Source organism: Pseudomonas sp. HS-18 (assembly GCF_020401845.1).
Classification (GTDB): Bacteria; Pseudomonadota; Gammaproteobacteria; order Pseudomonadales; family Pseudomonadaceae; genus Pseudomonas; species Pseudomonas nitroreducens.
In genome coordinates this window covers 5558671-5581423 of record NZ_CP084413.1, presented here as the reverse complement: position 1 = coordinate 5581423, position 22753 = coordinate 5558671, and the positions used below count along the sequence as shown (strand labels likewise).

The 22753-nt window shown below is 65.8% G+C and carries 21 protein-coding genes; 14 read left to right on the top strand and 7 right to left on the bottom strand.

Annotation, left to right across the window (positions count from 1 at the left end; translation table 11 throughout):
* Positions 1-56 precede the first annotated feature (56 nt).
* The 3 genes from LDJ84_RS26030 to LDJ84_RS26020 all read right to left on the bottom strand — a co-directional run bounded on the left by LDJ84_RS26030 (position 57) and on the right by LDJ84_RS26020 (position 3124).
* Positions 57-1016, bottom strand: a complete 960-nt coding sequence (locus LDJ84_RS26030) for a sigma 54-interacting transcriptional regulator (protein ID WP_065085487.1) — start codon at positions 1014-1016, stop codon at positions 57-59.
* Between the two features lie 19 nt (positions 1017-1035).
* Positions 1036-2226, bottom strand: coding sequence for a trans-sulfuration enzyme family protein (locus tag LDJ84_RS26025; RefSeq protein WP_065085486.1), 1191 nt, complete (start codon positions 2224-2226; stop codon positions 1036-1038).
* A gap of 118 nt (positions 2227-2344) precedes the next feature.
* On the bottom strand, positions 2345-3124 hold the full coding sequence (locus LDJ84_RS26020; RefSeq protein ID WP_065085485.1) for a MetQ/NlpA family ABC transporter substrate-binding protein: 780 nt from the start codon (positions 3122-3124) through the stop codon (positions 2345-2347).
* A 474-nt stretch (positions 3125-3598) separates the two neighbouring features.
* Between LDJ84_RS26020 and LDJ84_RS26015 the strand changes: the two genes are divergently transcribed.
* The 3 genes from LDJ84_RS26015 to LDJ84_RS26005 are packed head-to-tail and all read left to right on the top strand — an operon-like array spanning position 3599 to position 6209.
* The gene (locus LDJ84_RS26015; RefSeq protein WP_065085484.1) at positions 3599-5038 is read left to right on the top strand and encodes a cytochrome ubiquinol oxidase subunit I; all 1440 of its coding nucleotides are present in this window, start codon (positions 3599-3601) and stop codon (positions 5036-5038) included.
* A gap of 2 nt (positions 5039-5040) precedes the next feature.
* Positions 5041-6048 carry a cytochrome d ubiquinol oxidase subunit II gene (cydB, locus tag LDJ84_RS26010; RefSeq protein WP_024764767.1) on the top strand — a complete coding sequence of 336 codons (1008 nt, stop codon included), beginning with the start codon at positions 5041-5043 and terminating at the stop codon, positions 6046-6048.
* Between the two features lie 11 nt (positions 6049-6059).
* The gene (locus LDJ84_RS26005; RefSeq protein WP_037007166.1) at positions 6060-6209 is read left to right on the top strand and encodes a DUF2474 domain-containing protein; all 150 of its coding nucleotides are present in this window, start codon (positions 6060-6062) and stop codon (positions 6207-6209) included.
* A gap of 83 nt (positions 6210-6292) precedes the next feature.
* On the opposite strand, the gene LDJ84_RS26000 is transcribed toward LDJ84_RS26005, so the two are convergent.
* Positions 6293-7504, bottom strand: a complete 1212-nt coding sequence (locus tag LDJ84_RS26000) for an MFS transporter (protein WP_024764768.1) — start codon at positions 7502-7504, stop codon at positions 6293-6295.
* Between the two features lie 332 nt (positions 7505-7836).
* On the opposite strand from LDJ84_RS26000, the gene LDJ84_RS25995 reads away from it, so the two are divergent.
* The 5 genes from LDJ84_RS25995 to LDJ84_RS25975 are packed head-to-tail and all read left to right on the top strand — an operon-like array spanning position 7837 to position 13952.
* Positions 7837-10668 (top strand): xanthine dehydrogenase family protein molybdopterin-binding subunit, encoded by a 2832-nt coding sequence (locus LDJ84_RS25995; protein WP_054906504.1) that lies wholly within the window; start codon positions 7837-7839, stop codon positions 10666-10668.
* Complete coding sequence (locus LDJ84_RS25990; protein WP_065085483.1) at positions 10661-11200, top strand: (2Fe-2S)-binding protein; 540 nt, start codon at positions 10661-10663, stop codon at positions 11198-11200. Before LDJ84_RS25995 ends, LDJ84_RS25990 begins: the two co-directional genes overlap by 8 nt.
* Positions 11201-11202: 2 nt before the next feature.
* Positions 11203-12414 (top strand): cytochrome c, encoded by a 1212-nt coding sequence (locus LDJ84_RS25985; protein WP_065085482.1) that lies wholly within the window; start codon positions 11203-11205, stop codon positions 12412-12414.
* A gap of 3 nt (positions 12415-12417) precedes the next feature.
* The gene (locus LDJ84_RS25980) at positions 12418-13389 is read left to right on the top strand and encodes an XdhC family protein (protein ID WP_065085481.1); all 972 of its coding nucleotides are present in this window, start codon (positions 12418-12420) and stop codon (positions 13387-13389) included.
* Entirely contained in the window at positions 13386-13952 is a 567-nt protein-coding gene (locus tag LDJ84_RS25975) for an NTP transferase domain-containing protein (RefSeq protein ID WP_065085480.1), read from the top strand. Before LDJ84_RS25980 ends, LDJ84_RS25975 begins: the two co-directional genes overlap by 4 nt.
* Positions 13953-14064: 112 nt before the next feature.
* On the opposite strand, the gene LDJ84_RS25970 is transcribed toward LDJ84_RS25975, so the two are convergent.
* Both LDJ84_RS25970 and LDJ84_RS25965 read right to left on the bottom strand, forming a co-directional pair.
* Positions 14065-14928, bottom strand: a complete 864-nt coding sequence (locus LDJ84_RS25970) for an alpha/beta fold hydrolase (RefSeq protein WP_065085479.1) — start codon at positions 14926-14928, stop codon at positions 14065-14067.
* Positions 14929-14993: 65 nt separating this feature from the next.
* The gene (locus LDJ84_RS25965; protein WP_065085478.1) at positions 14994-16118 is read right to left on the bottom strand and encodes a methyltransferase; all 1125 of its coding nucleotides are present in this window, start codon (positions 16116-16118) and stop codon (positions 14994-14996) included.
* A 343-nt stretch (positions 16119-16461) separates the two neighbouring features.
* Between LDJ84_RS25965 and LDJ84_RS25960 the strand changes: the two genes are divergently transcribed.
* From LDJ84_RS25960 to LDJ84_RS25950, 3 genes are all read left to right on the top strand, one after another.
* Positions 16462-17454: a TRAP transporter substrate-binding protein gene (locus tag LDJ84_RS25960; RefSeq protein WP_065085477.1), complete on the top strand. Its 993-nt coding sequence runs from the start codon at positions 16462-16464 to the stop codon at positions 17452-17454.
* Between the two features lie 120 nt (positions 17455-17574).
* Positions 17575-18351: a ferredoxin--NADP reductase gene (locus LDJ84_RS25955; protein ID WP_065085476.1), complete on the top strand. Its 777-nt coding sequence runs from the start codon at positions 17575-17577 to the stop codon at positions 18349-18351.
* A gap of 230 nt (positions 18352-18581) precedes the next feature.
* On the top strand, positions 18582-20132 hold the full coding sequence (locus tag LDJ84_RS25950; RefSeq protein ID WP_065085475.1) for a TerC family protein: 1551 nt from the start codon (positions 18582-18584) through the stop codon (positions 20130-20132).
* Between the two features lie 24 nt (positions 20133-20156).
* Here the strand turns inward: LDJ84_RS25950 and mscL are convergent, their stop codons facing one another.
* Entirely contained in the window at positions 20157-20573 is a 417-nt protein-coding gene (mscL, locus tag LDJ84_RS25945) for a large-conductance mechanosensitive channel protein MscL (protein ID WP_024764778.1), read from the bottom strand.
* A 185-nt stretch (positions 20574-20758) separates the two neighbouring features.
* Between mscL and LDJ84_RS25940 the strand changes: the two genes are divergently transcribed.
* The 3 genes from LDJ84_RS25940 (at position 20759) to radA (ending at position 22751) form a co-directional block, all read left to right on the top strand.
* On the top strand, positions 20759-21001 hold the full coding sequence (locus tag LDJ84_RS25940; protein WP_024764779.1) for a YdcH family protein: 243 nt from the start codon (positions 20759-20761) through the stop codon (positions 20999-21001).
* A gap of 76 nt (positions 21002-21077) precedes the next feature.
* A complete protein-coding gene (locus tag LDJ84_RS25935; RefSeq protein WP_024764780.1) occupies positions 21078-21320 on the top strand; it encodes a hypothetical protein in 243 nt (80 codons plus the stop codon).
* A gap of 54 nt (positions 21321-21374) precedes the next feature.
* The gene (radA, locus tag LDJ84_RS25930; protein ID WP_065085474.1) at positions 21375-22751 is read left to right on the top strand and encodes a DNA repair protein RadA; all 1377 of its coding nucleotides are present in this window, start codon (positions 21375-21377) and stop codon (positions 22749-22751) included.
* The last annotated feature ends 2 nt before the right edge of the window (positions 22752-22753 follow it).

Genomic DNA, 22753 nt, shown 5'->3' with positions numbered 1-22753 from the left:
CTGCCCCGTCGCCCGTGCGCGGCCCTTCGGGTCGCGCTGGCGACTACAGCGCGGCATCAGCCGCGCTCGCGCTCCAGGCGTTGCAGCAGCGCACGCAACTGCGCCTCGACGCCGGGCTGGCGCACCAGGCGCTCCAGTGCCGCTTCGTTCACTTCCGTTTTCCCGCCTGGCCCCGCTACGCCGCCTGACCCGGCCGCGCCGCCCGAAAAATTCAGGTGCTCCGGGCGAATCTCTTCGTCCGGGCTGACCAGCAAGGCGAAGTGGATGACGTTCTCCAGCTCGCGGATATTGCCCGGCCACGAATAGCTTTCCAGCGCGCGCTGGGTGTCGCTGGCGATCTGTGGCACCGACAGTTCCAGGCGTTGCGCGTGCACGCCTAGGAAGTACTCGGCCAGCGGCTGGATATCGCCGATGCGCTCGCGCAGCGGCGGCAAGGTCAGGTTGCCGTCGTGCAGGTATTGCTGCAGTCCTTCGAGGAATTTCCCCGCCTTCACCGCCTGCCCCAGGTCGATACTGGTGGCGGCGACCAGACGCACGTCCACCGGCACCGGCTCGCGCGCGCCGACGCGCAGCACTTCACGTTCCTGCAGCACGCGCAGCAGCTTCTGTTGCAGCGACAGCGGCAGGTCGGCGATCTCGTCGAGATAGAGGGTGCCGCCATTGGCCGAGCCGAACCAGCCGGCGCGGCTGCCCACCGGGCCGTTGTGCGCGCCTGGCGCGTAGCCGAAGAGCTCGGCGTCGGCGTAGTTGCGGCTCAGCGCGCTGCAGCTCACCGCGACGAACAGGCCGGGGCGCTCGCTGGCGCGGTGGATGTGACGGGCCAGCAGCTCCTTGCCGGTGCCGGTCTCGCCATGGATCAGCACCGGTTGCGGCAATGGCGCCAGGCGCTCTACCTCGTCGCGCACTTCGTGGGAGCGAGGGTCGAAGAACACCAGCGCCTTGGCGCGGATGCTCAGCGGGCTCTTGTCGGCGTCGGGGAAGGTCAGCAGTGGTAGCGGTGCGTGGGGGGCGTTCATGGAAAATCTCCTTCTGCTCTTACAGCGCGTCCAGCGCCTGCAGGAAGTCACTGACGATGTCCTCGCTGTCCTCGATGCCCACCGAGACTCGGATGGTGCCGTCGTGGATATCCAGCGCGGTCAGCGCCTCGGCGGACAGCGCACGGTGCGAGGTCTTGCCGGGGTGGGTGATGCTGCTGGCGACACCGGCCAGCGACGGGGCGAAGGCGGCCAGTTGCAGCGCGCCGATCAGCGCGTCGACCTGGTCCAGGCCGCCCTTCAGGGTGAAGCTGAGCATGCCCGAGTGGCCTTTGCGGAACAGGCGTTGCGCCAGTGCGTGGTCCGGGTGCGAGGGCAGGCCGGGATAGTAGACGCGCTCCACCTGCGGGTGCGCCTCGAGGGCCTCGGCCAGTGCCTGGGCGTTCTGCGAATGCGCGCGCATGCGCAGTGCGAGGGTTTTCGCGCCACGGAAGTTCAGCCAGCTCTCGAAGGGACTGGCGCTGCCGCCGGCGTTGATCTGGAAACGCCGCGCCGCGGCGATCCATTGTGCGTCGCCGACCAGTGCGCCACCCATGGCGTCGCTGTGGCCGTTCAGGTATTTGGTCGTGCTGTGGATCACCAGGTCGGCACCATCGCGCAGCGGCTGGTAGAGCACCGGCGAGAGGAAGGTGTTGTCCACCACCAGCTTGAGGCCCTGGCGGTGGGCGAGATCGGCCAGCGCCGGGACATTGCTCACGCGCACCAGCGGGTTGGAGGCGGTCTCGGTGTAGATCAGTTTCGTGGTCGGGGTGATCGCCGCTTTCACCGCGGCCAGGTCGTTGAGGTCGACCAGGGTGGAGGCGATGCCGAAGCGTGTCAGCTCTTTCTCGATCAGGCTCTGGGTGGTGCCGTACAGCTCGCGGCTGGCGATCAGGTGATCACCGGCGCCGAGCACGCCGAGCAGCGCGGCGGAAATGGCCGCCATGCCGGAGGCGGAGAACAGCGCGTCCTCGCCGCCTTCCAGGTCGCGCAGCAATTCCTCCACGGCGCTGTGGTTGGGGTTGCCGATGCGCGTGTACATGTAGTTGTCGGGGTTGCCGGCGAGAAAGTCGTCGACCTGCTCCAGGGAGTCGTAGACGAACACCGAGCTCTGGTAGATCGGCTGGCTCTTGGCACGGGTGACCATGCGCCGGTCGGCGTCGTGGCCGCTGTGTACGGCGCGGGTGGAAGGGCCTTTGGCGTGGTCGCTCATGGCAAGTCCTTGGGAAAGAAAAACGCCGGTGGAACCTGCCCACCGGCGTTGAAGCGGGTGCGCCAAGGGCGCGCCCAGCGTGGGAGTCGTTGCGCCCGGCGGATGGCCGGGCGACGGATCAGAAGGCTGGCACCACGGCGCCGTTGTACTTCTTCTCGATGAAGGCTTTGACTTCCGGGCTGGTCAGGGCGGCGGAGAGCTTCTTCAGCGCATCGCTGTCCTTGTTGTCCGGTCGCGCCACCAGGTAGTTCACGTAGGGCGAGTTGCGGTCTTCGAGGATCAGCGCGTCCTTCACCGGGTTGAGCTTGGCTTCCAGCGCGTAGTTGGTGTTGATCAGGTCCAGGTCGACCTGGTCCAGCACGCGCGGCAGCAGGGCCGATTCCAGCTCCTTGAACTTCAGGTGCTTGGGGTTCTCGGCGATGTCTTTCGGGGTGGCCAGGGCGTTGCTCGGGTCCTTGAGCTTGATCACGCCGGCCTTCTGTAGCAGGAGCAGGGCGCGGCCGCTGTTGCTGCCTTCGTTGGGCAGGGCGACGGTGGCGCCGTCCGGCAATTGGCCGATGGACTTGTATTTCTTCGAGTAGCCGCCGAAGGGCTCGACGTGCACGCCGGTCACGGTGACCAGGTTGGTGCCCTTGCCCTTGTTGAAGTTATCCAGGTACGGCTTGGTCTGGAAGTAGTTGGCATCCAGGCGCTTTTCGGCGACCTGCACGTTGGGCTGCACGTAGTCGGTGAAGACCTTGATCTCCAGGTCCACGCCTTCCTTGGCCAGGGTCGGCTTGATCAGCTCGAGGATCTCGGCGTGGGGGATCGGGGTGGCAGCGACAACGAGCTTCTCGTTGGCGAAGGCAGAGGTGCTGAAGGCAGCGGCGAGGGCGGTCAGAAGCAGCAGCTTTTTCATTGCGATGTCCTTGTGGGGCAGATGACCGCTGGCGTCCGGGCCGGCCGGGATGGGGCCTTCGTACGGGCGGTGGATTCTAGTTCCGCAGCTCACTTGGCAGCGGTTGAGACGAAAGTTACCCGGCTTTTTTATTCCAATAAAATATTAATTTTTCATTTTCATATTCGATTTTGTTCATATCGAACGGCCTGATCGGATGAGACATCCTGTCGCGCGACACCCCGTCGCGCGGCAACCCACCACTCCAGCCCGCGCCGCGGGCACGCGTAAAATCGAGTCGTTTTCTTGAGCGGCGTCAATGCGGATGGCGGTCCATTCTGATTGGGCGGCAAAAGAAACCCGAACCGACAGGAGATCGGCGGCTCGAAAAAGATCCATCAAGCAACACAGACATCACGCAAGAACGCCCTGCGCATGCGCAAGGTACGGTGCCGACCCTCCGTGGGGTGGGCGTCAGCCTGAAGAGGAATCGTCATGTTCGGATTAGAGGCGCTCGACCTGGCCCGGATCCAGTTCGCCTTTACCGTGTCCTTCCACATCATCTTCCCTGCCATCACCATCGGCCTCGCCAGCTACCTGGCAGTGCTCGAAGGGCTGTGGCTGAAGACCCAGGAGGAGGTCTACCGCGACCTCTATCACTTCTGGTCGAAGATATTCGCCGTCAACTTCGGCATGGGCGTGGTCTCCGGCCTCGTCATGGCCTATCAGTTCGGCACCAACTGGAGCGCCTTCTCGGCGTTCGCCGGGAGCGTCACCGGCCCGCTGCTGACCTACGAAGTGCTGACCGCCTTCTTCCTCGAGGCCGGCTTCCTCGGCGTCATGCTTTTTGGCTGGCACCGCGTCGGCCCCGGCCTGCACTTCTTCGCCACGGTGATGGTGGCGATCGGCACGCTGATCTCGACCTTCTGGATCCTCGCTTCCAACAGCTGGATGCAGACCCCGCAGGGCCACGAGATCGTCAATGGCGTGGTGGTGCCGGTGGACTGGGTGGCGATCATCTTCAACCCGTCCTTCCCCTATCGCCTGCTGCACATGGCGATCGCCTCGTTCGTTGCCACCGCCTTCTTCGTTGGCGCCTCGGCGGCCTGGCACCTGCTGCGTGGCCGCGACAACCCGGCGATCCGCAAGATGCTCTCGATGGCGATGTGGATGGCACTGATCGTCGCGCCGATCCAGGCCATGGTCGGTGACGCCCACGGCCTCAACACGCTGAAGCACCAGCCGGCGAAGATCGCCGCGATGGAAGGCCATTGGGATAACAGCAGCGGCGAACCGACCCCGTTGATCCTGTTCGGCTGGCCGGACATGGAGCGTGAGGAAACCCGCTTCAAGATCGAGATTCCGGTACTCGGCAGCCTGATCCTGAATCACAGCCTGACCGAGCCGATCCCGGCGCTGAAGGATTTCCCGAAGGCCGACCGGCCCAATTCCACCATCGTGTTCTGGTCGTTCCGCATCATGGCCGGCCTGGGGATGCTGATGATCTTCGTCGGCCTGTGGAGCGCCTGGCTGCGCTGGCGCAAGCGGCTGTTCGAGAGTCGCGCCTTCCTCAAGCTGGTGCTGTGGATGGGGCCGTCCGGCCTGATCGCGATCCTCGCCGGCTGGTTCACCACCGAGATCGGTCGCCAGCCGTGGGTGGTCTACGGGCTGATGCGTACCAGCGACGCGGTGTCCAACCACAGCGTGACGCAGATGAGCATCACCCTGGTGATGTTCGTGGTGGTGTACTTCTCGCTGTTCGGCGTGGGCATCGGCTACATGATGCGCCTGGTGCGCAAGGGCCCGATCACCCATGAGGGGCGCGAAACCAGCCAGGGTGGCGCCGGCCAGCAACGCACTCCGGCGCGGCCGCTGTCGGCGACCGCCGAGGGCCTCGACGACGATGAAACCGACAGTCCGGCAGGGAGGAACTGAGCATGGGCATCGACCTTCCGCTGATCTGGGCGATCATCATCATCTTCGGCGTGATGATGTATGTGGTGATGGACGGCTTCGACCTGGGGATCGGCATGCTCTATCCGTTCTGCCAGGACGAGGGCGACCGTGACGTCATGATGAACACCGTGGCGCCGGTCTGGGACGGCAACGAGACCTGGCTGGTATTGGGCGGCGCGGCGTTGTTCGGCGCCTTCCCGGTGGCCTATTCGGCGGTACTCTCGGCGCTGTACCTGCCGCTGATCCTGATGCTGATGGGGCTGATCTTCCGCGGCGTGGCCTTCGAGTTCCGCTTCAAGGCCCGGCCGGCGAAACGGCACATCTGGGACAAGTCGTTCATCGTCGGTTCGCTGGTGGCGACCTTCTTCCAAGGCGTGGCGCTGGGGGCCTTCATCGAGGGCATCCCGGTGGAAAACCGCGCCTTCGCCGGCGGCGCGCTGGACTGGCTGGCACCGTTCCCGCTGTTCTGCGGCCTGGGCCTGGTGGTGGCATACACCCTGCTGGGCTGCACCTGGCTGATCATGAAAACCGAGGGGCCTCTACAGCAGCGCATGCATGACCTGGCGAAGCCCCTGGCGTTGGTGCTGCTGGCAGTGATCGGCATCGTCAGCCTGTGGACGCCGCTGGCCCACGAGGACATCGCCCAGCGCTGGTTCAGCCTGCCGAACCTGTTCTGGTTCCTGCCGGTGCCGCTGTTGGTGCTGCTGACCTTCTACAGCCTGCTGCGCTCGGTGGCGCGCAATGACCATGTGAAGCCGTTCCTGCTCACCCTGGCGCTGATCTTCCTGGGCTACAGCGGGCTGGGCATCAGCCTGTGGCCGAACATTATCCCGCCGTCGATGTCGATCTGGGACGCCGCGGCGCCGCCGCAGAGCCTGGGCTTCATGCTGGTGGGCGCGCTGTTCATCATTCCCTTCATCCTCGTCTACACCGCGTGGAGCTACTACGTGTTCCGCGGTAAGGTGAAGCACGGCGACGGCTACCACTAGAGGTGCGCGTGATGACCCATGAAGAGCAGGAGAAGGCGCCGCTGCGCAAGCGGCTCGGCTGGCTGGTACTGATCTGGGCGCTGAGCGTCGCCGGCCTGGGCGTCGCAGCCTGGCTGATGCGCCTGTTCATGAGCGCGGCGGGGCTGGGCACGCCGCACTAGCCGCGCAATCGATCCCATCCGGGCGCCGTCCCCCGGCGCCCGTTCCCACATCCCTCGCCGGTGCTTCCAGCGGGGGATTTTTTTCAGTGCAGCTTGTCGCGCTTGGCCAGGGTGGGGAACAGCTTCATCCAAGCACCGGTGACGACCAGTGTGCCGACGCCGCCGAGTACAACCGCCGGCACCGTGCCGAGCCAGTGCGCGGTGACTCCGGATTCGAATTCGCCCAGCTGGTTCGAGGCACCGATGAACAGGCCGTTCACCGCGCTGACCCGGCCGCGCATCTCGTCCGGGGTTTCCAGCTGCACGAAGGCGCCGCGGATGACCATGCTGATCATGTCCGCCGCCCCCAGCACTACCAGCACCGCCAGGGAGAACCAGAAGGACGTCGACAGGCCGAAGGCGATGGTGGTGACCCCGAACACGCCCACGGCGGCGAACATGATCCGCCCGACGTTGCGCTCGATGGGGAAGCGCGCCAGCCAGAACGACATCAGCAGTGCGCCCACCGCCGGGGCCGAGCGCAGCAGGCCCAGGCCCCAGGGGCCGGTCAGTAGGATGTCCTTGGCGAACACCGGCAGCAGTGCGGTGGCGCCGCCCAGCAGCACGGCGAACAGGTCCAGCGAGATGGCGCCGAAGATGTCCGGGCGGCTGCGGATGAAGCGGATGCCCGCCAGCAGCGACTCCAGCGTGGCCTTGCCCTGGGCGGCCGGCGCCTGGCGCGAGGGCAGGGTGAGCACCAGGGTGCAGGCGATGAAGTACAGCACTGCGGTGGGCGTGTAGACCCAGAAGGCGCCGAAGGCATAGAGGAAGCCGCCGAACGCCGGCGCGGCGATGGTCGCCGCCTGCATGGCCGAGGCGGACGCGGCGACGGCACGGGGGAACAGTGCCGTGGGCACGATGTTCGGCAGCAGCGCCTGGGTGGTCGGCATCTCGAAGGCCCGCGCGGTGCCCAGCAGGAAGGCCATCACGAAGATCATCTCGCGGGTCACGTTGTCGGTGCTGGCGCCCACCACCAGCGCCACGGCGATCAGGCCCTGGCCGACCTGGCAGAGCGAAGCGATGCGGCGGCGGTCGTAGCGATCGGCGACGTGACCGGTGTGCAGCATGAAGAGCACGCGCGGGGTGAATTCCACCAATCCGACCAGGCCCAGGTCGAGCACGTTGTGGGTCAGTTCGTAGATATGCCAGCCAATGGCCACGGTGATCATCTGGAAGGCGCTGGCGGTGCAGACGCGGGCCAGCCAGAAGGCGAGAAAAGGGCGGTGACGCAGCAGGGACGTGGCTTCGGCGGTCATCTTGGAGGCTTATCTGGAAGGTTCGTTAGGAGGCTAAGCAAGGGCCATGCAGCGTAGCACGGCGTAACACTTTCCCGCTTGTCGCCGAGGGTTTTTGCTATTGGCGAATAGTCTCGACCCGTCGACTAAAATTTTCATCTCCGCGACAAGCTGTCCGATTGACTTTGCTTCGCACTATTGAGGTGCGTTAAAGTTGACAGAAGAGTCAGGTTTTCCTGCAGGATCTTTCCTCCGGCGCCATCCCCGAGACGCCCGCGATTCCGCGGCCTCCGAACTCTCTCCAGCACCGAAAAAACGACATGGGCGGGCCTTCACCGTCCAGAGGATGAACCATGTCCAACCGTGATATTTCCCGGCGCGCCTTCCTGCAGGGCGGGCTGATTGCCGGTGTCAGCGTGACCATGGCGCCGCTCGGCAGCCGGGCCTTCGCTGCCCTGATGGAAAACTCCGTCACCGTCTCCCCGCAGCAGTGGATGGGCCACGACGGCAAGGCGCGCTTCCGTAACGATGCGCTGTCCAAGGTCTGCGGCAACAAGGTGTTCGCCCGCGACATCCGCTCCAAGGACATGCCCGGCTGGCCGCAGCAGCAGGGCCACGCCATGCTGCTCAAGACCATCAAGGCCGACCGCATCTTCGACGGTATCGACCTCGCCTGGCTGGGCGCCGAGCTGCAGCCCGACCGCATCGTCACCGCCGAGGACCTGGACAAGGACGGCATCGTCTTCCCCGAAGCCCATGCCCCGGACCCGCTGCTGCCGCGCGGCAAGGTGCCGATGTTCATTGGCCACCCGGTGGCGATCCTGATCTGGAACGACTTCGAGCGCTTCCGTCAGGCCAAGCTGAAGATGAAGTTCAACGACAAGGCGATCCGCTACGGTGCGCAGGCCCCGCTGTACCAGGGCGACCCCTACGGCAGCTTCCGCTACGTGCGTGTGGGCGGGGCGACTTCGGCCGATCCGGACGAGTTTTCCAGCCTCAAGGACTCGATCCTCTTCCCGATGATCCGCGAGCGCAAACCGGTGTGGAACCAGCAGCCCAACCAGCACGGTGACCTCACCGAGCAGGGCCTGTTCTACGCGCAGAAGATCAAGGACCAGATCGAAAACCCGCCGGAGAACTGGCTGGTCTTCGACGAACGCTACAAGACCCCGTCCATCGAGCCGGCCGCCATGGAGCCGGACAACGGCAACGGCTGGTACGACCCGGCGAGCAAGACCCTGCACTTCGTGGTCGCCACCCAGTGCCCGTTCGAGGCGGCCTACGAGACGGCGCACATGATCGCCCCGTCGCGCTTCGGCCTGGCCAAACTGAACATGCACCCCGGCTACACCGTGGGTTACGGCTCCAAGGACCACAACATCTTCGTCTACTACGCGGCCCTCGCTGCGCTGTACGGCAACGGTGTACCGGTGCGCCTGGCCAATGACCGCTACGAGCAGTTCCAGAGCGGCATCAAGCGCCACCCGTTCGACATCCGCTACCAGCTCGCGGTGGACAAGAAGGACATGACCTTCAAGATCTTCCGCACCGAGATGAGCGTGGACGGCGGCGGCCGCATCAACTACAGCCCGTCCGTGGCCGCCGTGGGCGCCACCGCCGCGCAGTCGATCTACTACATGCCGCAGAACGACCTGCAGGTGACCGCCTACCATTCCCGCGCCGTCGAGGCCGGCTCCATGCGTGGCTACGGCACCCTGCAGAGCATGGCCGCCACCGAGATGATGGTGGACGAGATCGCCGGTCGCCTGGGCGTGGACGCCATCGAACTGCGCCGCGTCAACGCGCTGAAGTCGGGCATGAAGAACACCCAGGGCGCGATCCCTGCCGGTGCGCTGCGCCTGCACGAAATCCTCGACAAGGCCGCTGCCCACGAGTGGTGGAAGACCCGCGACGCACGCAAGCAGTCGATGGACGCCAAGGACCCGGACCACTGGTACGGCGTCGGCTTCGCCATCTGCCAGAAGGACTTCGGCACCGGCTCGGAAGCGCCCATGGCGAGCATCGAGTTCGATGCCACCGGCAAGGTGCACATGCGCCACATCGGCATCGAGATCGGTACCGGTATGTCCACTTCCCAGGCGCTGGTGGTAGCCGACTTCCTCGGCAAGCCGGCGGACGAGATGAAGACCGCCGAAACCGAGTGGCCGGAACTGCAGCTGATCAGCGGTGAAGACCCCTACACCATGAGCCAGCCGACCCAGGACGAGAAGCTGCGCAATCCGCGCTGGGTCGGCAAGTACGCCTCGGCGTCGTCGGCGACCAACTCGGCCTACTACTTCAGCCACGCCACCCGCGAAGCGGCACGCGTGCTGTTCAACCACGGCCTGTGGCCGGCGGCCCTGGAAATCTGGCGTCGCGGCCCGTTCAACGGCGCCGCCAACCCGCTGGTGGTGCGCCGCGAGGACGCCCACTGGGTCGACGGCAAGCTCACCGCCAACGGCCTGCAGCCACTGTCGTTCGCCGAACTGGCGCAGGTCGCCCACGAGAAGGGCCTGGTCACTGGCGCCACCGTCCACGGCTTCAACCGCTGGAGCTGGGCGGAGTGCGACTACGTCATCGATGGCGTGCGCGACCGCCTGCCGCTGGACGCCCTGGCCGTGAAGTACGGCGACGGCGCGCCGGGTGTGAAGAAGGCGCAGATGAACAGCGCCGGCTTCCACCTGCTGGATCGCCAGAACGTGGCCTATCCGCCGGTGCAGCTGAACAACGCCGCCGTGACCTACTACAGCCCGGTGGCGACCATCGTCGAGCTGAAGGTGAACAAGGGCAACGGCGAAGTCAGTGTGCTCAACCATCACAGCTGGATCGAGTGTGGCCGCGTGCTGGTGCCGGAACTGGTGAAAGGCCAGATCGAAGGCGGCACCGCCATGGGCATCGGCCACGCATTGCTGGAAGACATGCCGCTGTACGAGGGTGGCCCGGGCGAGGGCGACTGGAACTTCAACCGCTACCGTCTCCCGAAGGCGAAGGACGTGGCCGTCTGGCAGCAGAGCTCGGAAATCCTTCCGCCGCTCTCGCCCAGCGACCCGTCCAAGGGCATCGCCGAAGTGGTGATGATCCCGGTGGTCGGCGCCATCAGCAACGCCGTGGCCCACGCCATCGGCAAGCGCGTCCGCGACCTGCCCATCACCCCCGCTCGCATCAAGGAGGCCCTCAATGGCTAAGCGTCCGCTCAACTTGACCATCAATGGTCAAACCGTCGGTCCGGTCGAGGTTCCCGAGGACCTGCCGATGATCGACTACCTGCACGAATACCAGAATCTCACCGGTTCGCGCCTGGGCTGCGGCCAGGGCATCTGCCATGCCTGCGTGGTGATCGTCGACAACCCCGACGGCACCAGCGAGGAAGTGCGCACCTGCATCACCGGCGCGCACTACTTCGAAGGCAAGAAGGTGCGCACCATCGAGGGCCACGCCAAGCGCGAGGAAGACGGTTCGGTGAAGGAACTGAACCCGATCCAGCAGAAGTTCGTCGACCGCTTCGCCTTCCAGTGCAGCTACTGCGCACCGGGCTTCGTCAACGCCGCCACCGTGCTGGTGGAGAAGGCCCAGCGCCAGCCGTTGAAGAAGAGCGAACTGGAATCGACCATCGAGGCGAGCCTCGGCCACCACATCTGTCGCTGCACCGGGTACGTGCGTTACTACGACGCCACCCGCGAAGTGCTGACCGATCTCGGCCTGGTCAAGGAGGGTTGAGCATGCAGCGCATTCTTTCCGGCCTCGCGCTGGCCATTGGCCTTGGTCTAGCGCTCAGCGCACAAGCCGCTGACCAGGAGCTGATCAAGCGCGGCGAGTACGTCTCCCGCGCTGCCGACTGCATGGCCTGCCACACCGCCGAGGGCGGCGCGCCGTTCGCCGGCGGCCTGCCGATCCACTCGCCGTTCGGCACCATCTATGGCAGCAACATCACCCCGGACAAGGACTTCGGCATCGGCAACTACAGCGCCGACGACTTCTTCGCCGCCCTCACCGAGGGCAAGCGCAAGGACGGCGCCAACCTCTATCCGGCCATGCCCTACACCTCGTACCACCTCATCAAGCGCGAGGACAGCGATGCCCTCTACGCCTACCTGATGAGCCAGACGCCGGTGCACCGTGCCGCGCCGCAAACCAGCCTGAGCTTCCCGTTCAACGTACGGATGGGCCTGAGTGGCTGGAACATGCTCTACGGCAAGAGCGTCCAGCTGGAAAACACCGAGGGCAAGAGCGAGCCCTACAAGCGCGGCCAGTACCTGGTGGAAGTGCTCGGCCACTGCGGCGAGTGCCACACCCCGCGCAACCAGATCGGCGCCCTGGAGCAGGACAAGCGCCTGACCGGCGGCCTGCTCAACGGCTACAGCGCTCCGAGCCTGCTGGCCCAGGACCTGGCCGAGCGCGGCTGGACCAGCGCCGACCTGACCGGCTTCCTCAAGCACGGCATGAGCCCGCAAGGCAGCATGTTCAACGAGATGTTCCCGGTGATGCACCTGAGCACCCAGCACCTGGGTGACGAGGACCTCGCCGCCATGTCGACCTACCTGCTCGGCGAACAGCCGCCGCAGGCCAAGGTGGTCCAGGCGGTGGCCGAGGATCAGCTCAGCGACAGCGCCAAGCGCGGCCGCCAGCAGTACCTCAACGTCTGCGCCGGCTGTCACGGCAACGATGGCGAGGGCAAGCCGCACATTGCCGTGGCCATGCAGGGCAACACCACCCTGCGCCTGGCCGATTCGCGCAACCTGGCCAAGGTCATCGTCGAAGGCATCCGCGAGCAGCAGTTCACCGGTTTCGAGCGCATGCAGCCGATGCCGGGCTTTGCCGACAAGCTCAGTGACGAGCAACTCACGGACCTGATCAACTACCTGCGCCAGGCCTGGGGTGGCCTGCCGGGCGACATGGGCGTACAACAGATCGCTCAACTCAAAGCGGAGTGAGTCGTGCAGCATCTCGATCTGCAAGTGGTCCGGCAGGCGCTCCAGTGGTCCAACGCCGGCCAGCGCGTGTGGCTGTGCAGCGTGCTCTTCACCTATGGCTCGGCGCCCCGCGCGCCGGGCTCGTTGCTGGCGGTCAACGCCAGCGGCCAGTGGGTGGGTTCGCTGTCCGGCGGCTGCGTCGAGGATAACTTTCTCGAACGCGTCGCCGAAGGCGAGTTCAGCGAGCCGGTAGTCGTCGTGCGCTATGGTGACGGCACCGATACCCGCACGAATATCCGCCTGCCCTGCGGCGGCATCCTCGACGTCCTGGTGGAAAACCTCGCGCCCGATTGCGACGTGCAGGCCCACCTGCGCGAGCTGGAGTCGGCGCTGCTCGGCCAGCGTCGCCTGCTGCGCGAAGTGAACCTGCAGGACGGCAGCCGCCGTCTGAGTGACGACCATGAGCACGGCCCGCGCGTGGAGCGGGACGAAGCCAGTGTTCGCTTGCGCGTGGGTGCGGCACAGCGTCTGCTGCTGGCCGGTTATTCCAGCGTCGCGCATTTCTGCGCGGAGTTCGGCAAGGGCCTGGGCTTCGAAGTGATCCTCTGTGATCCCCGCGAAGAGGCGCTCGATGGCGTGGTGCTGGACGGCATCGAAATCCGCCGCGAGCTGCCGTCGATCTTCATCGCCAACGGCGGCTGCCACGCGGACACCGCCGTGGTGGCGCTGACCCACGATCCGAAGATCGACGACCTGGCGATGCTCGAGGCGGTGCGCACCGAAGCGTTCTACATTGGCGTCATGGGTTCGCGCACCACTTCCGACAAACGCCGCGAACGCCTGCACCGCATCGGTGGCCTGAACGAGACGGAGCTGGCGCGCGTGCACGCGCCCATCGGCCTCAATCTGGGTAGCAAGACCCCGGCGGAAATCGCCCTGGCCGTGCTCGCCGACATCCTGCGCACGCGCAGCGGCATTGCCCGCGAGGCGCTGTGACGGTGGTGGCGCTGGTCCTGGCCGCCGGCCAGGGCTCGCGCTTCGGCGCGGACAAGCGCCGCGCGGTTCTTCCGGATGGGCGCAGCCTGCTCGCGCAGAGCGTCGAGCGGGCCCAGGCCGTGTTCGACGACGTGCGGGTGGTGCTGCGTGCTGGCGAGCAGGCGGATGCCTTCGGCCTGCCAGCCGGCTGCCGCGTCATCCACAGCCCGGACGCAGCGCTTGGCATGGGGCACAGCCTCGCCGCGGGTGCAGCCTCATTGCTGGACTCCGACGCCCAGGCCGTGGCCATCCTGCTTGGCGACATGCCGTGGATCGCACCGGAAACCCTGCGTGCGCTGGCCGATGCGGCCGGTGCCTCGACCATTCTCTTTCCGCTTCACGATGGCCAGCGTGGCCACCCCGTGCTGTTCGGTCGTGACTTCTGGCCGGAACTGACGCAGCTCACTGGCGATGAAGGCGCCCGCGCGGTGGTGCAGGCGCATCGTGACAGTTGCGTCGTCGTCGAAGTGAAAGACGCGGGTGTCTTGCGAGACGTAGACACGCCGGAAGTCCTGCGCTCCTGAAGGGTTCGCGAGCAAGGACTGGGCGTCCCCCTCATTCCTGCAAGGTGGCGCTGGAGTTCTCCTGTAGGAGCGAGCTTGCTCGCGAGTCCCGGCAGCACCGAATCTCGCGGTTTCAGCGCTGTTCCAGCCACTGCGCGATACGCGGCCAGATTTCCTGGCTGGCATTGCGTGACAGCAGCAGTCGGTTATGGCTGTAATCCTCTTTCGCGCCGGTCGCCAGGCCGAACAGCTCCAGCTTCGCGTCGTTGCCGCCGAACGCTTCCACCAGGGCCTCGCACCCGGCAACCGGAGCGATGAAGGTATCGCCGCTGCCTGCCACGCCCAGCACCGGTAAATCGACGTTCGCCAGTCCCGCCAGATAGTCGAACCCCGCCAGCGAGTCGAAGCGCCGCCGCAGGTTCCACTGGCACCACTGGCGCATCAGCCGTGCGCTCTCTGCCTCCGGCCCGACGCTCTTCGCCCGGCTCGGCGCGACGCGCCGCCAGCGCAGCAGCCAGTCGTAGCCGAGCACGGCCAGCCGATGAGAAAGACTGGCCCCGGCCGCCGTGGCCTGGGAGCCGATCAGCACCATCGAGCGCAGCCGCCGCTGCGCCAGTTCGGGATGGCGCGCCGCCCACATCGAGACGATCAGCCCGCCGCCGGAATGGCCGATCCAGTGCAGCGCCGTTTGCCCGCTGCGCAGGCTCACCGCATCGAGAATCGCCGGCACGTCCTGCTCGGCGACATCATCGAAGCTGTGGATAAAACCGTTGCGCTCACTGTCGCCATGTCCGCGCCATTCGAACAGCCAGCAGGCGAACCCTTGTCCGGCGAGGTAGTTGGCCAGCCCCTGGCAACTTCGATGGTTGGAAAAGGTGCCGTGGGTCAGCACGACGGGCACGCCATCCGCAGGGCCCACGAGGCGCAGCGCCAGGTTGACGCCGTCGGCGCTGCGGATCAGTTCCGGTGTAGAGGGGGAGGGCTCTTGTGCGGTCATGGCGTGCGTCCTGGCGAAGGCGATCCATGCTGCTCCGGCGCGCGGGCCGGAGCAATGCCAGTCGCTTATTTGGTCGCTTTCAGCACCACGAATTTCGGATTTGCCGCCACCTGCTCCACGCCGCGGAACAGGCGCTTGAGCTTGGCGTGGTAGCCCAGGTGACGGTTGCCGACGATCCACAGCTCGCCACCCGTCACGAGCGCCGCGCGGGCCTGCTGGAACATGCGCCAGGCGAGGAAGTCGCCGACTACTTGCTGCTGGTGGAAGGGCGGGTTGCACAGCACCAGATCCAGCGAGTCGGCAGGTTGGCTGGCCAGGCCATCGTCGGGATGGATATCCACAGGTCGGTCGCCGAGGGCCGTTTGCCAGTTCTCGCGGGCCGACTGCACGGCCATGTAGGACTCATCCACCAGGGTCAGCTCGGCCTGCGGATTGAGCCGGGCGAAGGCAATGCCCAGCACGCCGTTGCCGCAGCCCAGGTCCGCTGCGCGCACGGTGTGGTGGGTCTGCGGCAGGTGCGGGAGGAAGGCGCGGGTGCCGATGTCCAGGCCGTCGCGGCAGAACACGTTGGCGTGGTTGACCAGCGTGAGTGCCGGTTTGTCCAGGCGGTAGCGCGTGGGGTAGGGCGACGCGGGGGCCGGGCGTGGTTCGGCGGTCGCGACCAGCAGGCGGGCTTTCTTCACCGCCAGCGAGGCCTGCATCGGGCCGATGTACTTCTCCAGCAGATCACCGGCGGCGCGCGGCAGGTGCTTGATCATGCCGGCGGCGACCACCTTGGCGCCCGGCGCGAGCTGGCCGTGCAGGCGGATCAGTTGTTCCTCCAGCAGCGCCAGGGTCTTGGGCACGCGCACCAGCACCTGGTCGAACGGGCCCTGCGGCGTTTCGCTGGCGGGCACGAAGGTCAGCGGGGCGTCGGTCAGGCCGTTGCGTTCCAGGTTGCGCTGCAGGGCGATGAAGCCCAGGTGTGAATCGCCGCTGCTGGTCAGACGCACATGGGGCGCGAGGCTGGCGGCGAGTGCGCCGAAACTGTCGTTGAGCACCAGCACCCGGCTATCCACGCCAACGCCCTGTTCGTGGAGGTGCGCGAGCAGGTATTCGTCCGCCGCATCGAAGGCCTGCAGCGGGTCTTCGCGCTGTTCGGGGTGGCGGACCAGGTCGAGCTGGGCGAAGGGGCTGGCGAGGACGGGCATGGGACTCTCGAACGAAGTAGGGCTGGGAACAGCTGGAGCTGGAAGTCGCAATGAGACGAGGCTGATTGCAATGAGATTGTCATCAAACTGCGAAGCAGTCGGCCATCATCCGCTTGTGCGGGGCGGCGTTATACCGAAAAATTATGACCTATCCGCCCGCTGTCGTCTTTGCATCGCTGCGCGGCGGCCTCCCAATAATAACCGGGCGCTCCAGGCGACCCGGTAGGGCCCGATCCCGGAGCTGCGCTCCGCCGACCGACGGCCACCACTCCAAGTCTTCACGAATCCTCGACACGCGACGCTCGTTCGCGCGCCGGGCTATTGCCATTGCATAAGGATGTCGATGTACAAGTCATTGCTCGGGGTGGCCCTGTCCGCCCTTTTCCTCGTGGCTCAAGCGGCCTTCGCCGATGCGCCCATCGTGATCAAGTTCTCCCACGTCGTCGCCGACGACACGCCCAAGGGCCGTGGCGCGCTGCTGTTCAAGAAGCTGGTGGAGGAGCGCCTGGCCGGCCAGGTGAAGGTCGAGGTATTCCCCAACTCCACGCTGTTCGGCGATGCCGACGAACTGCAGGCGCTGCAGGACGGCAAGGTGCAGATGCTGGCGCCATCGCTGTCGAAGTTCGAGGGCTACACCAAGCAGCTGGAGGTCTTCGACCTGCCGTTCCTGTTCGATGACCTGGAGGCGGTGAAGCGCTTCCAGAAGCGCGACAAGAGCCGTGAGCTGCTGCACTCCATGGCGCGCTCGGGCATCTACGGCCTGGGCTACTGGAACAACGGCATGAAGCAGCTTTCCGCCAACCGCGAGCTGCGCGCGCCGGCCGATGCCAAGGGCCTGGCCTTCCGCATCCAGCCGTCCTCGGTGATCAACGCGCAGTTCGGCCTGCTCGATGCCACGGCGGTGAAGATGCCCTTCGCCGAGACCCTCAAGGCGCTGCAGGACGGCAAGGTGCAGGGCACCGAGAACACCTGGTCGAACATCGGCAGCCAGAAGCTGGATACCGCGCAGCCGTTCATCACCGAGACCAACCACGGTGTGCTCAGCTACATGGTGATCAGCAACCAGAAGTTCTGGAACAGCATGCCGTACCCGGTGCGCACCCAACTTGAGAGCATCGTCGAAGAGGTCACCGTCGAGGTGAACAAGGACGCCGAGGCGCTGAACCAGAAGGAACGTGACCATGTGGTGGCCAACGGCAAGGCGCGCATCATCGCCCTGACGCCGGCCGAGCGTGATGCCTGGCGCACCGCCATGCAGCCGTTGTGGAAGCAGTTCGAAGGGGAGATCGGCACCGACGTGCTGCGCGCCGCCCAGGTGGTAAACCGCAAGCACTGATCCCCTGGCAGTGATCTGGAGCAGGCTTGTGGCGATCTCCCCGGATAGCCACAAGCCTTGCGGGTGTTTCTATCGCCCTGAATACGGGAAAATGGGCCGTTGCCTGCAAAGGAGCGGACGATGACCGCCAGCGAAGAGAAGTTCACCCGCCAGACCCTGGTGGAGGTGCAGACGCTCACCCCGAGCCTGTTCACCCTGCGCACCACCCGCGACAGCGGCTACCGCTTCCGCGCCGGGCAGTTCGCCCGCCTGGGCGTGTACAAGCCCGGCGGCAGCATCGTCTGGCGCGCCTATTCGATGGTCTCGGCTCCCCACGACGACTTCCTCGAGTTTTTCTCCATCGTCGTTCCCGGCGGCGAATTCACCAGCGAGCTCAGCCGCTTGTGCGTCGGCGACCAGTTGCTGGTGGATCGCCAGGCTTTCGGTTTCCTCACCCTCGATCGCTTCCCCGATGGTCGCGACCTGTGGCTGCTGTCCACCGGCACCGGCCTGGCGCCGTTCCTGTCGATCCTGCAGGACTTCGAGGTGTGGGAGCGCTTCGAGACCATCAAGCTGGTCTACAGCGCCCGCGAGGAAAAGGAGCTGGCCTACCGCGACCTGATCGCCAGCTTCGGCGCGATGGAGCACCTGGCCGAACATATCCACAAGCTGCAGTTCATTCCGGTGGTCACCCGCGAGCAGGTGCCCGGCTGCCTGAATGCGCGGATCACCACGCTGATCGAGAACGGCGAGCTGGAACGCGCCGCCGGGCTGGAACTCACCCCTGAGCATTCGCGGGTGATGCTCTGCGGCAACCCGCAGATGATCGAGGACACCCGTGCGGTGCTGAAGGCCCGCGGCATGAGCCTGGCGCTGACGCGCAAGCCCGGCCAGATCGCCGTGGAAAACTATTGGTAAGTGTCGCTCGATAGATTTTGAAAAGATTGTCCGCTGAGGGCGCCCCGTCTTTGCCCTTAGGATAGGCGTCCGTTTCCCCTTTTTCGGACCTCGATGGACAGTCAAAGTACGAAGCCGACCCCGGTGCCTACCCCCGTAGAGCCGGTGATCGGCGAACCTCCCCCGGCACCCGCGCTCGCGGATGCTGCTTCCCGGCCTGCCATGGCGCGCACCCAGCGAGGTGAGTCCACATGGAATGGCTGATGGACCCCACGGCCTGGCTTGGCCTGCTCACCCTGATCCTGCTCGAGCTGGTGCTTGGCATCGACAACCTGGTCTTCATCGCGATCCTCGCGGACAAGCTGCCGCCGCACCTGCGCGACCGCGCGCGGCTGATCGGCCTGTCGCTGGCGCTGCTGATGCGCCTGGGCCTGCTGGCGAGCATTTCCTGGCTGGTCACGCTCACCGAGCCGTTGATCGAAGTATTCGGCAAGAGCTTCTCGGGCCGTGACCTGATCATGCTGTTCGGTGGCCTGTTCCTGTTGTTCAAGGCGACCCTGGAGCTGCACGAGCGCCTGGAAGGCCGCGTGCACACGTCCAATGGCAAGCGCGTCTATGCCGCCTTCTGGCCGGTAGTGGCGCAAATCGTGGTGCTGGACGCGGTGTTCTCCCTCGACGCGGTGATCACCGCCGTGGGCATGGTCGACCAGCTGGAAGTGATGATGATCGCGGTCATCTTCTCCATCGGCCTGATGATGGTCGCGAGCAAGCCGCTGACCCGCTTCGTCAACGAGCACCCGACGGTAATCATGCTCTGCCTGGGCTTCCTGCTGATGATCGGCTTCAGCCTGACCGCCGAAGGCCTGGGCTTCCACATCCCGAAAGGCTACCTGTACGCCGCCATCGGCTTCAGCCTGCTGATCGAGATGGCCAACCAACTGGTGCGCTGGAAGCGCCAGAAGAGCCAGCGTGGGCAACGCGGCCTGCGCCAGCGCACCGCGCACGCCGTGCTGCGCCTGATGGGTGGCAAGGTGGATGCCGACGAGGTGGGCGAGGAGATCGCTGACCTGGTCGGCCCGGCGGAGGGCAGCGAGGCGCCGTTCGACCGCCGCGAGCGGGTGATGATCAGTGGCGTGCTGGGCCTGGCCGAGCGCCCGGTGAAAGCCGTGATGATCGACCGCCAGCGGATGCACCGCGTGGACGTCGCCGACAGCCCGGAGGACATCCGCCGCGCGCTGCTGGAGTCGCCGTACTCCCGATTGCTGGTGATCCGCGCAGGCAATATCGACGAGCCGCTGGGTTATGTGCACAAGAAGGAACTGTTCGCGGACCTGTTGCAGGGCCGAGAGCTGGACATCCTGCCGCTGTTGCGCGAGCCGTTGAGCCTTCCGGACAGCAGCACCGTGCTGGGCGCGCTGGAACTGATGCGCGAGGCCTCGACCCACCTGGCCTTCGTGGTCAACGAGTTCGGCGGCTTCGAAGGCATGCTGAGCATGACCGACGTACTGGAGGCCATCGCCGGCGAGCTGCCCGATGCCAGCGAAGTCTCCGGCACTGATATCGAGCCCGATGCCGCTGGCTACCGGGTGGACGGTGCGGTGACGCTCAGTGCGCTCGCCGAGCGGGTCGGCTTCTACGCGCGCCCGACAGCGGAGTACCAGACTCTCGGCGGGCTGGCGCTCAAGCACCTTGGCCGCTTGCCGGCCAAGGGAGACACGCTGGAGCTGGGCGGCTGGCGCCTGGAAGTGACGGACGTCAGCGAGCGGCGCATAGGCCGCGTGCTGCTGACGCCGCCAGCCTGACCCGGCTGATGGTCAGCGATCTGCTCAGGGAGCGCGGTTGTTCTGCTGCTTGAGCAGGTCGCGGATCTCGGTCAGCAGGGTTTCCTCGGGGGTCGGCACCGGCGGAACGCTGGGCTCCACGGCCTCTTCGCGCTTGAGGCGGTTGATCGCCTTCACGCCCATGAAGATGGCGAAGGCGACGATGATGAAGTCCAGGCAGGTCTGAATGAACTTGCCGTAGGCCAGGACCACCGCGGGCACGTCGCCTTCGGCGGCCTTGAGCGTGATCGCCAGGTCGGAAAAGTCCACGCCTCCGATCAGCAGGCCGATGGGCGGCATGATCACGTCGCCGACGAAGGACGAGACGATCTTGCCGAACGCGGCGCCGATGATGATACCGACGGCCATGTCGACGACGTTGCCCTTGACGGCGAAGGCCTTGAATTCGCTAAGCAGACTCATGCACTGACTCCTTGTTACGCAAGATAGAGAGGGACAGGCGCAGTTTAGCGGCCTGTCGTCGTCTGAGCACCCCGGTGGCGTCCAATTCACACCGTATGACCGGCGGCGCTGGGCGGGTTCACAACCTGGTCTAGGCTTACCGGGCAACCCATCTACGCCCACGGATCCACAAAAGGAGGCCCGCCATGCCGCTCGAACATCATCCGCTGTCCCGCGAATTTCCCGAGCAGAAGGCCCTGATGACCCGCTTGCACGGCAAAGACGCCAATTTCACCCGCATGGCCGCCAGCTACGAGGAACTGGACAGGAAGATCTACGACATCGAGGACGGCCGCGAAGCGATGGACGATCTCGCTCTCAACTCCCTCAAACTGCAACGCGTGACACTGAAGGACGAGATCGCCGACCTGCTCAAGCGATCCGGTTGAGCTTGACCAGAGTCAAGGGTGTTGGATGGAGCAAGGCGTAGGCTCCTGTCATCCTTTTCCAACCGGTGCCACCGCCATGCGTAAAGTCATTTCGTCCTCTGGCAAGTCCGTCACCAAGCCCTGCAAGCGTAATGTCGAAGCCCTGCGTGCCCAGGAGCGCCTGGTGCGCATGAAGTTGCAGTACGAATTGCTGGATCAGCGCATCGGCCGCGTGGAGGAGGGCATAGAACGCCCCGACTGCACGCTGGCTTCGCTGCTGATGCGCCGCGAAAGCCTCAAGCACGACATGGAAAGCCAGTACCGCCGCCTGGCGAGCTGAAGCGCCTGGCCCGATTGGCTATGATGCGGGCTTTGTCTTTGACGGAGTCCGCCCATGGCCAAGGCCAAGCGCATGTACGGCTGCACCGAGTGCGGCGCCACCTATCCCAAATGGGCCGGGCAATGTCCTGACTGCGGCGCCTGGAACACCCTGGTCGAGGCCGTCATCGACACCACGCCCACCGGTGGCTCGGGCAACAGCTCCGGCCGCGGCGGTTGGGCTGGCCAGCAGGCCAACATCAAGACCCTCGCCGAAGTCAGCGTCGAGGAGATGCCGCGCTTCTCCACCGCCTCGGCGGAACTGGACCGTGCCCTGGGCGGCGGCCTGGTCGACGGCTCGGTGGTGCTGATCGGCGGCGACCCCGGTATCGGCAAGTCCACCATCCTTCTGCAAACCCTCTGCAACATCGCCACGCGCCTGCCGGCGCTTTATGTCACCGGCGAGGAGTCCCAGCAGCAGGTCGCCATGCGCGCCCGCCGCCTGGGCCTGCCCGAAGACAAGCTCAAGGTCATGACCGAGACCTGCATCGAGACCATCATCGCCACGGCGCGCCAGGAGCAGCCCAAGGTGATGGTGATCGACTCGATCCAGACCATCTTCACCGAGCAGTTGCAATCCGCGCCCGGCGGCGTCGCCCAGGTGCGCGAGAGCGCGGCGCTGCTGGTGCGCTTCGCCAAGCAGAGCGGCACGGCAATCTTCCTGGTCGGCCACGTCACCAAGGAAGGTTCGCTGGCGGGCCCGCGCGTGCTGGAACACATGGTCGACACCGTGCTGTATTTCGAGGGCGAATCCGATGGCCGCCTGCGCTTGCTGCGAGCGGTGAAGAACCGCTTTGGCGCGGTGAACGAGTTGGGTGTTTTCGCCATGACCGACCGCGGACTCAAGGAGGTTTCCAACCCGTCGGCAATCTTCCTCACCCGTGCTCAGGAGTCGGTGCCGGGCAGCGTGGTCATGGCTACCTGGGAAGGTTCGCGGCCGATGCTGGTGGAAGTGCAGGCGCTGGTCGACACCAGCCACCTGGCCAACCCGCGCCGGGTGACCCTGGGCCTGGACCAGAACCGTCTGGCCATGCTGCTGGCGGTCCTGCATCGCCACGGCGGTATCCCCACTTACGACCAGGACGTATTCCTCAACGTGGTCGGCGGGGTGAAGGTGCTGGAAACCGCATCGGACCTGGCGCTGATGGCGGCGGTGATGTCCAGCCTGCGCAACCGGCCGCTGGATCACCAGTTGCTGGTGTTCGGCGAGGTCGGCCTGTCCGGCGAGGTGCGCCCGGTGCCCAGTGGTCAGGAGCGTCTGAAGGAAGCCGCCAAGCACGGCTTCAAGCGCGCCATCGTGCCCAAGGGCAACGCGCCCAAGGAGTCACCGCCCGGCCTGCAGGTCATCGCCGTAACGCGCCTGGAGCAGGCGCTGGATGCGTTGTTCGAATAGAG